The sequence below is a fragment of the Actinomycetospora cinnamomea genome (assembly GCF_003096675.1).
In the GTDB taxonomy this organism is placed as follows: Bacteria; Actinomycetota; Actinomycetes; order Mycobacteriales; family Pseudonocardiaceae; genus Actinomycetospora; species Actinomycetospora cinnamomea.
The window spans coordinates 26,978-41,853 of record NZ_QEKW01000021.1; the positions used below are offsets into that span (position 1 = coordinate 26,978).

At 75.9% G+C, this 14,876-nt stretch carries 19 protein-coding genes; 6 read left to right on the plus strand and 13 right to left on the minus strand.

Annotation, left to right across the window (positions count from 1 at the left end):
- Positions 1–71: 71 nt before the first annotated feature.
- Positions 72–587: a hypothetical protein gene (locus C8D89_RS25055; protein ID WP_116710864.1), complete on the plus strand. Its 516-nt coding sequence runs from the start codon at positions 72–74 to the stop codon at positions 585–587.
- A gap of 79 nt (positions 588–666) precedes the next feature.
- Here C8D89_RS25055 and C8D89_RS25060 read toward each other — a convergent pair whose 3' ends face one another.
- The 4 genes from C8D89_RS25060 to C8D89_RS25075 form a co-directional block, all read right to left on the minus strand.
- Positions 667–912 carry a Uma2 family endonuclease gene (locus tag C8D89_RS25060; protein WP_116710865.1) on the minus strand — a complete coding sequence of 82 codons (246 nt, stop codon included), beginning with the start codon at positions 910–912 and terminating at the stop codon, positions 667–669.
- 122 nt (positions 913–1,034) lie between these two features.
- Positions 1,035–1,814, minus strand: a complete 780-nt coding sequence (locus tag C8D89_RS25065) for a hypothetical protein (RefSeq protein ID WP_133252066.1) — start codon at positions 1,812–1,814, stop codon at positions 1,035–1,037.
- An 84-nt stretch (positions 1,815–1,898) separates the two neighbouring features.
- Positions 1,899–2,690 (minus strand): 5-formyltetrahydrofolate cyclo-ligase, encoded by a 792-nt coding sequence (locus tag C8D89_RS25070; protein WP_116710911.1) that lies wholly within the window; start codon positions 2,688–2,690, stop codon positions 1,899–1,901.
- A gap of 62 nt (positions 2,691–2,752) precedes the next feature.
- Entirely contained in the window at positions 2,753–3,646 is an 894-nt protein-coding gene (locus tag C8D89_RS25075) for an AraC family transcriptional regulator (RefSeq protein WP_116710867.1), read from the minus strand.
- An 89-nt stretch (positions 3,647–3,735) separates the two neighbouring features.
- Here C8D89_RS25075 and C8D89_RS25080 point away from each other — a divergent pair, with 89 nt between their 5' ends.
- Positions 3,736–4,452: a class I SAM-dependent methyltransferase gene (locus C8D89_RS25080; protein ID WP_116710868.1), complete on the plus strand. Its 717-nt coding sequence runs from the start codon at positions 3,736–3,738 to the stop codon at positions 4,450–4,452.
- Here C8D89_RS25080 and C8D89_RS25085 read toward each other — a convergent pair whose 3' ends face one another.
- The 4 genes from C8D89_RS25085 to C8D89_RS25100 form a co-directional block, all read right to left on the minus strand.
- On the minus strand, positions 4,453–5,817 hold the full coding sequence (locus C8D89_RS25085) for a pyridoxal phosphate-dependent decarboxylase family protein (protein WP_243418365.1): 1,365 nt from the start codon (positions 5,815–5,817) through the stop codon (positions 4,453–4,455). It abuts the gene before it with no gap.
- A gap of 38 nt (positions 5,818–5,855) precedes the next feature.
- Positions 5,856–6,548 carry a DUF998 domain-containing protein gene (locus tag C8D89_RS30560; protein WP_116710870.1) on the minus strand — a complete coding sequence of 231 codons (693 nt, stop codon included), beginning with the start codon at positions 6,546–6,548 and terminating at the stop codon, positions 5,856–5,858.
- Between the two features lie 52 nt (positions 6,549–6,600).
- A complete protein-coding gene (locus C8D89_RS25095; RefSeq protein WP_165825933.1) occupies positions 6,601–7,467 on the minus strand; it encodes an acyl-CoA thioesterase in 867 nt (288 codons plus the stop codon).
- Between the two features lie 99 nt (positions 7,468–7,566).
- Positions 7,567–8,364, minus strand: a complete 798-nt coding sequence (locus C8D89_RS25100; RefSeq protein ID WP_243418366.1) for an MmyB family transcriptional regulator — start codon at positions 8,362–8,364, stop codon at positions 7,567–7,569.
- 120 nt (positions 8,365–8,484) lie between these two features.
- Between C8D89_RS25100 and C8D89_RS25105 the strand changes: the two genes are divergently transcribed.
- The gene (locus tag C8D89_RS25105) at positions 8,485–8,901 is read left to right on the plus strand and encodes a hypothetical protein (RefSeq protein ID WP_116710873.1); all 417 of its coding nucleotides are present in this window, start codon (positions 8,485–8,487) and stop codon (positions 8,899–8,901) included.
- A 10-nt stretch (positions 8,902–8,911) separates the two neighbouring features.
- On the opposite strand, the gene C8D89_RS25110 is transcribed toward C8D89_RS25105, so the two are convergent.
- Positions 8,912–9,661: a YqjF family protein gene (locus C8D89_RS25110; protein WP_243418367.1), complete on the minus strand. Its 750-nt coding sequence runs from the start codon at positions 9,659–9,661 to the stop codon at positions 8,912–8,914.
- Between the two features lie 91 nt (positions 9,662–9,752).
- Here C8D89_RS25110 and C8D89_RS25115 point away from each other — a divergent pair, with 91 nt between their 5' ends.
- Entirely contained in the window at positions 9,753–10,415 is a 663-nt protein-coding gene (locus C8D89_RS25115) for a GOLPH3/VPS74 family protein (protein WP_165825934.1), read from the plus strand.
- A gap of 168 nt (positions 10,416–10,583) precedes the next feature.
- Positions 10,584–11,384 carry a DUF427 domain-containing protein gene (locus C8D89_RS25120; RefSeq protein ID WP_116710875.1) on the plus strand — a complete coding sequence of 267 codons (801 nt, stop codon included), beginning with the start codon at positions 10,584–10,586 and terminating at the stop codon, positions 11,382–11,384.
- Here C8D89_RS25120 and C8D89_RS25125 read toward each other — a convergent pair.
- From C8D89_RS25125 to C8D89_RS25140, 4 genes are all read right to left on the minus strand, one after another.
- Positions 11,371–11,907 carry a mycothiol transferase gene (locus tag C8D89_RS25125; protein ID WP_165825935.1) on the minus strand — a complete coding sequence of 179 codons (537 nt, stop codon included), beginning with the start codon at positions 11,905–11,907 and terminating at the stop codon, positions 11,371–11,373. The two genes, C8D89_RS25120 and C8D89_RS25125, sit on opposite strands and share 14 nt — an antisense overlap.
- 106 nt (positions 11,908–12,013) lie before the next feature.
- The gene (locus tag C8D89_RS25130; protein WP_116710877.1) at positions 12,014–12,493 is read right to left on the minus strand and encodes a MarR family transcriptional regulator; all 480 of its coding nucleotides are present in this window, start codon (positions 12,491–12,493) and stop codon (positions 12,014–12,016) included.
- A 48-nt stretch (positions 12,494–12,541) separates the two neighbouring features.
- Complete coding sequence (gene coaA / locus C8D89_RS25135; RefSeq protein ID WP_116710878.1) at positions 12,542–13,507, minus strand: type I pantothenate kinase; 966 nt, start codon at positions 13,505–13,507, stop codon at positions 12,542–12,544.
- Positions 13,508–13,611: 104 nt separating this feature from the next.
- A complete protein-coding gene (locus C8D89_RS25140; RefSeq protein WP_165825936.1) occupies positions 13,612–14,352 on the minus strand; it encodes an SDR family oxidoreductase in 741 nt (246 codons plus the stop codon).
- A 49-nt stretch (positions 14,353–14,401) separates the two neighbouring features.
- Between C8D89_RS25140 and C8D89_RS25145 the strand changes: the two genes are divergently transcribed.
- The gene (locus C8D89_RS25145; protein ID WP_116710880.1) at positions 14,402–14,866 is read left to right on the plus strand and encodes a PPOX class F420-dependent oxidoreductase; all 465 of its coding nucleotides are present in this window, start codon (positions 14,402–14,404) and stop codon (positions 14,864–14,866) included.
- Positions 14,867–14,876 lie beyond the last annotated feature (10 nt).

The following is a 14,876-nucleotide window of genomic DNA, read 5'->3' on the forward strand; positions in this document are numbered from 1 at the left end:
ATCGACTTGACTCCTACTCAAACAGATTTAGTATCACTCTATCCGATTCGTTCGACGCAGGGGAGCGGCACGTGACCACCCGGACCTCGATCATCGACCGCCCGCGCCCGACCCGACCCGGCTGGCGGCGCTGGCACCTGGTGGGCCTGACCGCGCTGACGGCCTGGTCGACGGGCATCGGCTGGCAGGCGCAGGCCGTGTCGTACCCGCTGTACCGCGCCGTGCCGGCGGCCGACTTCCTCGCGTACCACGCGGCGTACAACGCGGCGATCCCGACCGTGGTGATCGTGCCGGGGTTCGCGAGCTTCCTCGCGTGCGCCGCGTTCCCGTGGACGCGGCCGCCCGACGTCCCGCGCGGCCTGGCCGCCGTGGTCGCCGCCGGCGGGCTGGGTGCGCTGGTGTCGACGCTCGCGTGGGCGATCCCGAGGCACGACCGGCTGGACCGCATCGGACGGGACGCGGCGACCATCGACAGCCTGCTCCAGGCGAATCTCGTGCGTTCGCTCGTGCTCAGCGCCGCGACGGTCGCGCTCGTCGTCGCGACGGCGCACTCCAGCCGCTCGCCCACGTCCGGCGCGATCCGATAATCGACATTATGTCATTACGGGAGGAGGCGGTGCGCCTGCCCGTTCTCCCTCGTCGAGCGATCGAGATCGGCGCGCCGGCTCACCGGCGCAGCCCGTCCAGCAATCGCGCCGGCGAGACGGCGACCGGGAACGGGCGCTCCCGCTGGACGGTCTCGTCGCCGGCGGCCGCGGCGGCGATGACGTACCGACCGTCGGCGTCGAGCTCGAGCACCTCCAGGGCGCCCTCCCCCTCCGGGTCCAGCAACCAGTAGGCCGGGACGCCGAGGCGTTCGTAGTGCGCCTTCTTGGTGTTGCGGTCGTGCAGCCGTGTGGTGCGCGAGGCCACCTCGGCCCCCGAGGACCGGAGCGACCGGGAGGTTCGCGCGCGTGAGGTCGGCGTAGCGCGCGACGATCACAATGGGCTGGACCTCGTCGACGGTGCTGGTGGTCACGGCGAACGGGGCAGCGTCAGGAGTGCTGGCCGGTCCGAGCCCGGGCGAGCTGGTCGACCAGCAGGACGACGAACACCGCCGAGGCCGGGTCGAGGTCGTCGGGCAGCTCCGCCCGGCTGCGCTCCCGCACCCACCACGCCGCGCCGAGCTCGTCGAGCAGGGTGACCTGCACCGGCACCGGTGCGGCCGGCCGGTGCCGCAGCCGCAGGACGGGACCCCGGGCGGGCCGCACCGTCCAGTCGACGGGCGCCCGGACGGACGCGGCACCGGGACACCGCGCGGCGTCGGCGCGGGCGACGGTGTACCCGGCGTCGTCGACGAGCGTGTACCAGTCGGGCGCCGCAGGGCCCGGGGTGCTCTGGACCAGCAGGTCGTGCCCGCCCAGGCGCACGGTCACGTGCGGCGCCTGGCCCTCTCGGGGCAGCGCCACGACCTCTCCCCGACCCACGTCCTCGACCTCGACCGTGCCCCGCTCGTGGCCGCGCGACGCCCACGCCACCTCGACGCGACGGCCCGCCCCGTAGCCCGACATGCCGTCGCCCGGGCCCTGTCCGGCCGCCGCGGCGAGAAGGAAGAGCGCGACGCACGCCGCCGCCGTCGCCAGCAGGACCACCGCGAGCAGCGCCAGGACGACGCCGTTCGTGTCGTTCTCCCCCGCCCACCGTCCGGCGACGATCGCGAGCGCACCGAGCACACCGGACACCGCCGCCCAGGCGAAGGCGCTGCGCGCCCTCCGGAGGAACGGCACCGGCGCCCACACGGGCCGCGAGGGGGCGGCGCGCGGAATCGTCGACATGCGCACCATCGTGCCTGCTCGTCACCGACCGTGACACGGAGAGCGCCCGTTTGGCCCAACATCGTCGCTCTACCGCCGCAGTCGTCACTCCGCGTCGGCCGCTCGCAGACGGCGCAGCAACGGGATCGTCGCGATCTTCTCCTCGGTGAGCTCGTCCCAGTCGATCCGGCCGGGGTGGCGGGGCTCGCGCGTGCAGGTGACGACGCGGTCGGGGGTGACGAGGAGATCGAGGCGCACGTCGTGGTCGGTCACCGGGATCTCGCCCGGCGCCACGATCTGCTGCTCGTGCACCGTCGTCACCACGGGCGTGTCCGCGGCGACGAGGCCGGCCCGGCTGGCCACCGCGAACTCGAGGTCGCTGAAGCCGCCGCCCTTGCCCAGACGGGCCCCGTCCTCGGCGACGGCGACGCAGCCGGTGACGACGAGGTCGACGGGCTCGAGGTCCTCGACGGGGACCGGATGCGCCGAGCGCGAGGCACCCTTGATCGACGAGGCCTTCCGTGGCGTGTCGGCGAGGTGCTCGGGGTCGAGCAGGAAGAACGGGTGCTCCTCGGCGAGGCGCGGCACGGCCATGTAGACCGTCTTGCCGTCGGAGAGCGCGCGCTGGCGCACCGGCCACTGGGCCGCGTCCGGATTGCACTTCAGCGTGCGGGCCCGCTGCCAGACCTCGGTCCCCCGCAGGCGCTCGGCCGCCGCCTCGGCGCCCACGACGTTCGGGATGCGCCCGTGGGCGCCCGGGAACCGCGCCAGCTTCTGCTCGCGCAGCGCGTCCCACACGCGCTGCCGCACGGCCGCCTTGGCCTCGACCAGCTCCGCCGGTCCCCCGGCGTCGGCGTCGTGCCGCGGTGCTCTCGGTGCCCTCGGTGCCCGTGCCACGGCCGACACCGTACGAGCCGCCGTTGACGAGCACGCTTCGCCGCCGCGCGGGTGTGCGCGACTCAGATGCCGGCGGCCCGCCACCGCCCGGGCGGGACCCCGTGCTCGGCGCGGAAGCGGCGCACGAAGTACCCGGCGTCGCGGAAGCCGACCCGGGCCGCCACGCCGGCCACGGTCAGGTCCGTGTCGTGCAGGAGCCGCCGGGCCTCGCGCAGGCGCCGCTCGGTGATCCACTGCTGGACGGTGCGCCCGGTGCGCCGGCCGACCACGGTCGTGACGTGGCCGGGCGTCCGGCCGACGGCGGCGGCGACGTCGCGCAGGGAGAGCGGCTCGCGGAAACGCTGCTCGACCACGTCGAAGACGGCCGCGAGCAGGGGCTCGTCGCGGTCGCGGAGCTCCTCGGTGACCGCCGACTCGAGGCGGGTGAGCGCGATCAGCAGCAGGGTCAGGTACGCCCGGACCGCGGCCGCGGCGCCGTCACGGCGCGCCCGGATCTCGTCGTCGAGGGCGCGGACGTGCTCGAGCCACCAGCCCCGCTCCCCCGGCGGCACCGTGAACCGCTGCCCGCCGGCCCGGCCGCGCCCGAGGAGCGGCGCGAGCAGCGGGTGCGAGCGCCACGACACCAGCGAGCCCGTGGTCCGTGGATCGACGACGTCGACGGGGAAGGAGACCATCCACACGTCGGTCGCCGGGGACAGGGCGTCCGGCGACGGCGCGACGACGGCTCCCGGCGCCACGACGAGGACGTCGCCCGGGGTGAGCGGGACGTCGCGGTCGTCCACGCGCAACCCGCCGTGGCCGTCCGCCACCAGCACGAGGACGAGGAAGTCGTGCGCGTGGGGCCCGTGGACGGGGAGCCGGTCGAACGAGGCCGGGCCCACCCACTGGTCCACGGTGACGTCGACCCCGTCGGCGGCGCGGGCGTAGGCGACGAGCGGGACCGAAGAACGTCCCATCGTGACCGTGTCCGGTCCCTTGTCCGCAGCTCGCGTGGAACGGAACGTGGACCTCGTCCCCGCATCCCGTCCCACGAGGAGAGCACACCATGACCGGACCCGAGCCCGCCAGCAGCGGTGAGCGGGCGTTCCTGCCCGCGATGGCCCGGGACTCGCTGCTGCCCTTCTACGACCTCACGAGCCGGCTCCTCGGCGCGGGGCCGGCCCACGGTCGCCTCGTCGCGCAGGCCGATCCGCCCCGGGGCGGGCGGGTGCTCGAGATCGGCTGCGGTACCGGGAGCGTCCTCGCCGCGATGACGCGGACCCGCCCGGACGTCACCCTGATCGGGCTGGACCCCGACGCCGCCGCCCTGGAGCGCGCGCGCAGGAAGCTGCCCGAGGGCGTGCGCCTGGAGCAGGGCTACGCCGACGACCTGCCGCTGCCCGACGCCTCCGTCGACCGCGTCCTCTCGGCGTTCATGTTCCACCACCTGCCGCCCGACGAGCAGCCGGGAGCGCTGCGGGAGGTCCGCCGCGTCCTCGCGCCGGGCGGGTCGCTGCACCTGGTCGACCTGGAGAGCGGCGGGCCGCACGGACCGGTCGCCCGTGGCCTGGGAGCGCTCCTGCGCCGGCTGGGCCGGGGCCACGGTCACGGGCACGGTCACGGTCACGGTCACGGGCAGGAGCCCCCGCGGCCCCACCTGCAGGGCGCGGACGACCTCCTCGCCTCGATCACCGATGCCGGGCTCGTCGACGCGACGGTCGTGCGCCGGCACCGGTGGGTGATGGGGACGCTCAGCTACCTCCGGGCCACGGCGCCGGCGTGATCACGCCAACCGATCGACCAGCGCGGTGATCGCCGCCGTCGACCGGGTGACGTCGGCGGGCGTCGTCGACCAGTTGGACACCGAGAGCCGCAGGGCCGGGCGGCCGTGCCACGCCGACGTGCCGACCCAGCAGGTGCCGTCACGGGCGATCGCCTGCGACAGTTCGCCGGGGTCGACGCCGCGCGGGGCGAAGAGGACCTGGTTGAGCACCACCTCGTTGAGGACCTCGATGCCGGGGTGGCGCGCGAGCTCGTCGGCGGCCTGGCGCGCGAGGGTGCAGCAGCGCTCGACGAGGTCGGCGACCCCCTGACGCCCGAGGTGGCGCAGCGCCGCGTGCACCGGGAGCGCGCGGGCCCGCCGCGAGCTCTCCGGGGTGCGGCCGGAGGGGTCGGAGCCGCCGAGCGTCAGGTAGGCCGCGGTCGTCGAGTGCGCGGCGACGAGCGCCTCGGGGTCGCGGACGATCGCCATGGCGCAGTCGTAGGGCACGTTGAGCCACTTGTGGGCGTCGACGGCCCACGAGTCCGCGCGCTCCACACCCGCGACGAGGTGGCGTCGCGCCGGGGCGGCGGCCGCCCACAGCCCGAACGCCCCGTCGACGTGCAGCCACGCCCGCGGCCGGGCGGCCACCAGGTCGGCGACGGCGTCGAACGGGTCGCCGGCCCCGGTGTCGACCTGCCCCGCCTGGGCGCAGACGAGCACCGGACCGTCGATCGCGGCGAGGGCCTCGCGCAGCCGCTCGGGCCGCATCCGCCCCTGGTCGTCGGCGCCGACGCGCACCGCCCGGCCGGACCCGAGCCCGAGCAGGCGCAGGGCCCGCAGTACCGTGGAGTGCACGGCCTCGCCGACGACGACGGTGGGCACCGGCGCCCCGGCCAGCCCGTCGCCCTCGACGTCCCAGCCCTCGGCGGCCAGCAGGGCATGGCGTGCGGCGGCCAGGCAGGACACGTTCGCCATCTGGGCGCCGGTGACGAACCCGACCGCGGCCTCGGCCGGGAGCCCGAGCAGGTCGAGCACCCAGCCGCCCGTGACCTCCTCGACCGCGGCCGCGGCCGGCGACATGACGCGGGCGGCGGCGTTCTGGTCGGCCGCCGCGACCATCCAGTCCGCGCCGAGCGCGACCGGCAGGGCGCCGCCGGTGACGAAGCCGAAGTACCGCGGTCCCCCGCTCGCCACGAGCCCGGGCTCGAGGGCCGACGCCAGCTCGTCGAGGACCCGGGCGGCCGGCCGGCCCTCCTCGGGCAGGCGGTCGTCGAGCCGGGCCCGCATCTCGGCGTCCGCGACCGGGACGCCCACGGGGCGCTCGGGCAGCGACGCGAGCCAGCCGTCGGCGAACCGCCGCGCCCGGTCGAGCGCCTCGTCCCACACGGCTGCCGACGCTAGTGGCCCGTCCCCCGGTGGCGCAGTCAGGCGACGGGGACGGCCGCCGCCGAGCGGCGGGCGTGCGCCAGCGCCCACGCGCCGAGCAGGGCCACGACCAGCACCTCGGCCAGCGCGAGCCCGCGTTCGAGCAGGCCCAGCGGGACCGCCCGCCACCATGGCACGCCGGTCACGCTCCGCAGCGCGATCGCCGCGACGATCGGCAGGAACGACGCCAGCGCCAGCCACGACCCCCACCGCACCCCGACCCGGTAGGGCCGGGCGGCCGGGTCGTCGCGGTGACGCCGGGCGAGCAGCAGCGCCGCCACCGGCAGCGCGAGGAACGCGACGAGGCTCGCGTAGCGGTGGATGTAGCCCGAGACGCTCGGGCCGATGGACCAGTTCGTCTTCTCGAAGGCCACGACGAGCAGCAGGCCCCCGCACCACGTGCCGAGCATGACCGCGGACAGCGACCGCAACGGGGTGAGCCGGGCCGCGACCAGGGCCGCGAGCACGCCCGCCGACCCGACCGCGAGCCCCACGACGGCCACGTCGAACAGCCACCCGCCCTCGACCACCGCGTACTCGCTGATCGTGCGGCGCACCGGGTCGATGCGCGACGAGGGCCCGACGAGGTGCATCGCGCCGATGATCACCAGCGCGAGCGTCACCGCGGCGGTGCCCGCCCGCGCGCCGGTCGCCACGAGACGCGCCGGGACGGGCGCCGCCGAGGTCGTCACGCCCGGCTCAACGTCGATCACGCGCGCGGCGTTCCGGGGATCGTTCCGGGGATCACCGCAGCCCGTCGGTGGGCTCGAGGGGGCCTGCGGCGCCGAACCCGTCGGCGAGGCCCACGCACCGCTCCCCCGCGAACAGGCCGGCCCGGTAGTGCAGCCCGTCGGGCACGGGATCGACGGCGAGGGCGACGTCGTAGGTGCGCGGGTGCGCGACCTCGTCGACGTACTGGACCTCCCAGGCGCTCGGCGCCAGCTCCTCGGGCGGCCCGCCGTCCGGGTCGCCGAGCCGCGCCGCCTGCCACGCCGCCACCGCGTCGGCGTACCAGGACAGGACGGCGACGTTGTTGACGTGCCGGTTGGTGTCGACGTCGCCGATGCGCGTGGTGATCCGGTGGGCCAGCGGGTAGCGGGCGCGCTCGCGGCGCGTGGACTCCGGACGCGGTGGGCCGTCGGCGGGCTCGTCGAGCGCCAACGCCGCCAGGTCCGCGCGCAGCGCGTCGGGCAGCTCGCTCGGCCCGGACCCGGTGGCCAGCACCGTCACCGAGTCGGCGACGGCGACGCACCGGTCGCCGGCGAACACTGCGTGGCCGTAGGAGAACGACGACCGGCCGACGCGCCGCGCGCCCGTGGCGACCCGGTACTCGGTCCCGAGCGTGATCGGGGCCAGCACCCGGATCCGCTGCGCCGCCAGCAGGATGCGGAACGCGCCGCCGCCGTCCTCGGCGCGGCGGCGGAACCGTGGCAGCGCGGCGTGCACCCGCGCCTCCTCGAACCAGCGTCCGAGCGACACGGTCGTCACCCGGCCGTCACCGCCGAGGTCGGCGTAGCGCGGGGTCAGCGGCCGTGCGGAGGGGAACGCTCCCGGGTCGGTGAGGCCCGTGAGGGTCGGGCCGGCGGCCAGGACCGGGGCGTCGTGGGTCATGCCCGCCATCGTCGGGGACCACCCGGCGCCCGGACCGCGCTCCGCCGGACGGATCACATGTGACGGCCGCCGTGCGGGCGATCCGCGGCGACCCGCTCCCTAGCGCACCGCCAGCCCGTCGAGCACCGCGCGGGTGGCGGGGTCGGCGGGCACGAACGACTCCAGCGACAGCTCGTCGAGCGTGACGTCCCAGGCCGCGCCGAAGTGGGTGATCGTCGAGTACAGCCGCAGCTCCCCCGCCGGGTGGTCGAGGTGCAGCGGCAGCATGACGTGCGCGACGCGGGCCGCCGGTCCCCCGGGCGCGGGCGGCGCGTACCCGGCGAGCTCGCCGCGCAGGGCCGCGAGGCGCGGGTCGCCGGTGAGGTCGGCGAGGCGCTCGAGGCGGTGCAGCAGGTGTCCGGCCCACTCGGCGAGGTTGCGCACGTGGGGCGCGATCCCGTCGGGGTGCAGGCTGAGGCGGTAGATGTTCACCGGCGGCGTGAGCAGGGCCGGGTCGATGGCCGCGATCAACGCCCCGACCGCGCGGTTGGCCATGACGACGTCGCCGCAGCGGTCGACGACCAGCGCGGGGAACGGCTCGTGGCCGGCGAGCAGGTGCTCCAGCGCGCCGCGCACCGCCTCGAGTGCGTCCGCGTCGAGCCGTGACTCGCTGTACGTCGGCGCGAAGCCCGCGGCGAGCAGCAGCGTGTTGCGCTCGCGCAGCGGGACGTCGAGGTGCTCGCACAGGTCGACCAGGAGCTCGCGGCTCGCCCGGGCCCGCCCGGTCTCGACGAAGCTCAGGTGGCGGGTCGACACGCCCACGTCGAGGGCGAGGTCCATCTGGCTGCGCCGCCGGCGGGTCCGCCACCCGCGCAGCAGCTCCCCGGGGGTGGGGCGGGCGTCGAGCGTGCTGGTCACGAACCGACCGTAGGGCGCCGACGGCGCGCCGACCATGACCTACGAGGTCATCGACGCCGTTACCCGGTGGGTCGCAGGGTTCTCGGCAGACCGCACCAGCCCCGACCCCAGGAGGCCCTGATGACCACGACCGCCCGCACGACCGCCACCACCACCTCCGCCGACACCCAGCGCGGCCTGCGCGCCGTCCTGCGGCTCGACGCCGTCGCGTCCGGTGCCCTGGGCGTCGCCGCCGCGGCCGGCGCCGGCGTCCTCGACACCCTGCTCGGGCTGCCCGCCGCCCTGCTCGTCGGCGTCGGGATCTTCCTCGTCGTCTACGCGACCGGGCTGGTCGTGCTCGCGGCCCGCCCGGCGATCCCCCGGCCGGCGACCTGGATCGTCGTGCTCGGCAACAGCGCCTGGGTGCTGATGAGCCTCGGCCTGGTCGCCGGCGCCTGGGAACGGCTGACCGTCCTGGGCGTCGTGGTCGTGCTCGCCCAGGCCGCGGCCGTCGCGGTGTTCGCCGACCTGCAGTACGCGGGCCTGCGGCGCCGCTGACCCCCCGCGGTCAACCCCGGCGCCGGCCCACCGCGGGCCGGCGCCAGGGTCGTGGGAAGCCGAAGCGCACGGACGCCCCGGGCGAGGCGACCACGTGGTCGGGCGGGCGCCCGGTGAGCTCGGGGAACCCGGCCGCGGCGACGAGGGTGTCGTCCAGCTCGAGCACCTCGGCGGCGTGCAGCGGCCAGGGCTCGTGGACGTTGGGCACGTACCAGTCGACACCGAGGTGCCGCTCGTGGAGGCCCCAGCGGGCGGTGAGGAACTCCTCGAGCGGGCCGGAGGCCATCGGCTCCCCCACCCGCACGCGGACCCGGCTCCGATGGGGGCGCCGGGTGACGTAGGTCCTGGATCCGTCGCCGTCGTCGATCTCCATCCGCGCCCACCGGTACGGCAGCCCGAACGCCGCGCGGGCCCCGGCCACCACCGCGAGGCGGGAGGCGTCGAGGCTGCGGAAGACGATGCCGCGCACACCGCGCTCGTCGACGGTGTAGAGCCGGACGTTGGTCTCGGGGAACGTGCCCAGCCACGGGATCGACGGCGCCCGCAGGACGCCGGCGCCCACCATCCGGAACGGCACCAGCCCCACCCACGTCACGCCCTCGTGCACGTCGGGCCGCACCCCCGGCGGGAGCAGCGGGGCCACGCGTTCGGGGGGGACCGCCCAGTGCAGGAACGCGATGTCGCACCACGACTGGGTCATCATCGTCGGGCCCGTGTAGTCCGGGGCCTCGCGACGCACGGGCTCGGCTCGCTCGCTCACGGGACGGTCATCCCCCGTGCGCGGGCGGGTCACGCGCGATCTCCGCCTCGGGGAGGGCGCCGCTCGCGGCGCCCACGTCACGATGGACCGCATGCGCACCGCCGAGGACCTGGCCCTGCTGCTGCACGACCCCGCGACCGGGAAGGGGCTGGTGGACTCGACCTCGCTGCCCCGGGCGCTGGCCGGCGCCGTCGTGCTCGAGCTCGTGCTCACCGGGCGCGCCCACCTCGTCGAGGGCCGCTGGCGGACGCGCCTCGTGGTCGACGACCGTCGCTCCGGCGGCGACCGTGTCATCGACCCCGTCCTCGACCTCGCCCTGGACCGCCTGCCCGACGAGGCCACGCCGAAGTCGGCGGTCGAGAAGCTGCACCGCCGTGTCCGCGACCCCCTCATGGCCGGGCTGGTCCACGACGGCGTGGTGCGCGTGCAGGAGCGCTCGTTCCTCGGCCTCCCGCTCACCCCGCGCTGGCCGGCCGGGGACACCACCCGCCGCGACGCGGCCCTCGCCCGGCTGCGGGCGGTCCTGGTGGACGGCGCGACGCCCACGCCGGAGGACGCGTCGCTGGTGGCGCTCGTGCGGGCGGTCAAGGCCGAGCACAGACTGCTCGACGCCCCACGCCGGCAGCTGCGTGCCCGCAGCCGGGAGATCGCCGAGGGCGCGTGGGCGGGCGAGGCGGTGCGCAAGGCCGTCGCGGACATCCACGCCGCGGTCGCCGCCACCGCCGCGGTGGGGGCCACGACGGGCTCGGGGTGAGGCCGTGATGGCAGCGAGGGGCGCCTGCGCTGCGTGGGGTGGAGCGAGGGGCGCCCTCGCTGCGTGGGGTGCAGCGAGGGGTGCCTTCGCTGCTCGGGCACAACGCCGCTCGGGAACAACGACGTCGATCGCGGGAGTTGCAGCGAATGGAGAGCCGAGGAGGTCGTCGTGGCGTTGACCATGTTCGGGGGCCCGCTGTCGCGGCGGGTGCCGGAGACCCGCACGTTCACCGTCGAGGGGCCGGCGCACTCGCTGCTGCTCGAACCCTTCACGCGGCGCGTGCGCGCCGAGGTCGACGGGGTGACCGTGCTCGACACCACCCGGGGCGCCCTGCTCTACGAGACCGGCCTGCCCCCGCAGCTCTACGTCCCCGAGGAGGACTTCCGGGCCGACCTGCTCGAGCCCAGCGACACCACCACGCACTGCCCGTTCAAGGGCGACGCGACCTACCGCTCGCTGCGCGTGGGCGACCGCGTCGTGCCCGACGCCGTGTGGGCCTACATCGACCCGAAGCCGGAGACGTCGTGGCTGGCCGGCCGCGCGGTGCTGGTCCCCGCGGCCGCCGACCGCTGGCTGGACGAGGACGACGAGGTCATCGGCCACCTGCCCGACCCCTACCACCGGGTCGACCTGCGGCAGACCAGCCGGCGGATCACCGTCACCACCACCGACGGGGTGCCCGTGGCCGACGCGGCGGGCGGGGTCCTGCTGGGCGAGACCGGCCTGGTCGACCGCTTCTACGTCGCCCGCGACGCCGTCTCGGCCACGCTCGAGCGCACCGACACCCGCACCGTCTGCCCCTACAAGGGCGTGGCGTCGTGGTTCTCGGTGCGCCTCGACGGCGGGCGCGTGCTCACCGACGCGGCGTGGTCCTACGAGGAGCCCACCGACGAGTCACGCGCCATCGCCGGGCTCGTGTGCTTCGCCCACGACGAGCTCGCCGTGCGCGCGGAGGTCACGGCGAGCTGAGGTCCTCCGGCTCCGGCAGGGCCGCGGCGCCGCGCAGCACCTCGGCCTGCCCGGCGTAGCGCGCCGTCTCCGTGACGAGGTGCAGCAGGATCCAGCGCAGCTCGATGTGCCCGCGGCGGTCGTCGCGCACGGCGTCGTCCAGCGACTCGGCGCCGGCCAGCGCGTCCCGGCCGCGCTCGCACACCTCGAGGTAGGCGCCGACGACCTCCTCGGGGAGCTCGACACCGGCCAGCCGGATCCCGGCGTCGGGATCGTCGACGTAGCTCGGCGCGTGCCGCCCGCCCCGCTCCCCCCAGCGCTCCACGAGCCACGTGCGCTCCAGCTCGGTGAGGTGCTTGACGATCCCCAGCAGGCTCGGCCCGGTGCCGGCGGGCACGCGGCGGCGCAGCACCGACTCGTCCAGCCCGTCGAGGGCCAGCACCACCAGCGCGCGGAAGTAGTCGAGCCACCCCTCGAGCGCCTCGCGCTCGTCGGCCACCTCGGGCGGCGCGGGACGACGTCGCAGGGGTGCCTGGAAAACCACCAGCGCTCCCGGGGTCGCTTCGCTCACACCTGACACACCGTGCGTCGTCGCGCGGACGCACAACGTTACACCCTCTGTCTCTGGGTGACGTACGCCCGCGGCGCCGCTACTCCTCCACCAGACGCTCCAACGCCGGCAGGGCGGCCTCCAGCGCCGCCCGCTGCTCGGGGTCGAGACGGTCCAGTCGCTGGGCGATCGAGGCCGTGCGCTCGGTGCGGATGCGCCGGATGGCCTCGTGTCCGGCGTCCGACAGTTCGATCAGCGCCGACCGCGCGTCCTGCGGGTCGGGTGTGCGCACGAGCAGGCCGGCGTCGTCGAGCGCTGCGAGCACGCGGCTCATCGTCGGCGGCGTCACCGCCTCGCGCCGCGCGAGCTCGGAGAGGCGCAGCGGCGCCTGGTCCTCCAGGGTCGCGAGCACCGACGTCTGCAGTGGCGGCAGGTGCGCGGCCGAGTCGACCCGGATGCGCCGGTTGAGCCGGCCGACGGCCAGCCGCAGGCGGGACGGGAGGTCGGCGCCGGACCAGCCGGCCGACCCGGCGGCGCCGGCCCCGGACCCGCCGGCGGTCCCGGTGGCGGAACTGGACATACCGCCATGGTCCCACCCGGGGGCACCGCGCAGGTCGGGGTGTGGTCCCTACAACCGGCGCAGGCGGATGCGGCGCACCGAGTGGTCGCCGCCCTTGGTCAGCACGAGCCCGGCGCGCGAGCGGGTGGGTGCGATGTTCTCCCGCAGGTTCGGCCCGTTGATCTCGTCCCAGATCTGCGCGGCCCGCTCCCGGGCCGCCGCCTCGTCCATCTCCGCGTAGCGCCGGAAGTACGACGCCGGATCGCGGAACGCCGTCTCGCGCAGGGAGAGGAAGCGCTCGACGTACCAGCGGCGGACGTCGGTGGGGTGCGCGTCCACGTAGATCGAGAAGTCGATGAGGTCGGACACCGCCAGCGCGCTGGCCCGCTCGCCGGTCTGCGGCGCCGGCTGGAGCACGTTGAGGCCCTCGAGGACGAGGATGTCGGGACGCGACACCACACGCTGCTCGTCGAGGACGTCGTAGACCAGGTGCGAGTACACCGGCACCGGCACCTCGGGCTTGCCGGCCTTGATGTCGGCGACGAACCGCAGCAGCGCGCGCCGGTCGTAGGACTCCGGGAAGCCCTTGCGCGTCATGATCCCCCGCCGCTCCAGCTCGGCGTTGGGGTACAGGAACCCGTCGGTCGTCACCAGGGCGACGTTCGGGTGGTCGGACCAGCGCGCGAGCAGCAGCCGCAGCAGGCGGGCGGTGGTCGACTTGCCCACCGACACCGAGCCCGCGATCCCGACGACGAACGGCGTCGCCTGCTCGTCCTGGCGCAGGAAGGTGCGGTAGGCCTCGAGGAGGCCCGCGTTCGCCCGCACGTGCAGGTCGAGCAGCCGGGACACCGGCAGATAGACGTCGCGGACCTCGTCGAGGTCGACGGGATCGCCCAGCGAGCGCAGCTCCTCGAGCTCCTCGGCGGTCAGCGGCACCGCGCTGGTGTCGCTGAGCTGCGCCCAGGACTCCCGGTCGAAGTCGACGAACGGGCTGCCGTTGACTGCTCCGGCTCCGTTGCGCGTCGCACCGCTCACGACACGATCCGCCCGGCCCGCACCGGCCCTGCGCTCATGGCGGGCCATTCTCGCGCTCCGCGCGCACAGCGCCACCGCGTGGGGCGCACGTCACCGGGAGCGATTCAGCTGCCGCGTAGCTGCGCGACCGACGTCAGCGCGTACTCCACCACGCACACCTCGGGCGGCAGGGCGAGCACGTGCACCACGGCGGCGGCGACGTGCTCGGGGGCGAGGCCCTGGGCGTGCATGCGCTCGCGGAACGCCGCGACGTCGTCCTCGGCGACGTCGGCGGCCATGAGGTCGGTGGCCACGAACCCCGGCGCGACCGTGGTGACCCGCACCCCGCGGGAGCCGGCCTCGCGACGCAGCGTCTCGTCGACGGCGTGCGCGGCGTGCTTGCTCGCGGCGTAGACCCCGCCGGCGGCCGAGGGCACCCGGCGTCCGGACATCGAGGAGATCGTCACCCAGCTGCCGCCCTCCCCGAGGTGGGGCAGCGCCGCCCGGGCGGTGGCGAGCAGCCCGTGGACGTTGACGTCGAACACCTCGCGCCACCGCTGCGGGTCGGTCTCCCCCACCGCGCCGAGGTGCATCGTGCCCGCCGCGGCGACCACGGCGTCGAGGCCGCCGAGTGCTCCGGCCAGCCGGTCGACGGCGTCACCGACCGCCGCCACGTCGGTGACGTCGGCGGCCGCCGCGTGCCCGCCGATCTCGCCGGCCAATGCGTCCAGACGGTCGGCCCGCCGCGCCAGCACGCCCACCCGGGCACCCTCCGCCGCGGCGGCCCGGGCCACCGCCTCCCCGATCCCCGAGGACGCCCCGGTGACCACGACCCGCCGTCCGTCCAGCCCGTCCCGTGTTCCCACGACGATCACCGTAGGGGCGGCGTCGTGGCGCGTCGCTACGCTCGTCCGCGTGGCGACCGTGGCGACGAACGACCGGGTGGGACGCGAGGAGCTCGACGCGTTCCTGCGGACCAGGCACAGGGCGGTCGTGGTGACGCGGCGCTCCGACGGGGGTGATCAGACCTCACCGGTCACCCTGGGCATCGACGCGGAGGGCCGGCTGCTCGTCTCGACCTACCCCGAGCGGGCGAAGGTGACCAACGTGCGCCGCGATCCCCGGGTCGCGATGTGCGTGCTCTCCGACGACTTCGACGGCCCCTGGGTGCACGTCGAGGGCGACGCCGAGGTGCTCGACCTGCCCGACGCGCTCGAGCCGCTGTGCGAGTACTTCCGCTCGATCTCCGGGGAGCACCCCAACTGGGAGGAGTACCGCGAGGCGATGGGCCGCCAGGGCAAGTGCCTGATCCGCCTGGAGGTGCAGCGCTGGGGACCGATCGCCACGGGCGGGTTCCCGGCCCGGTTGGCCGGCAGCTGAGGCGGGGACT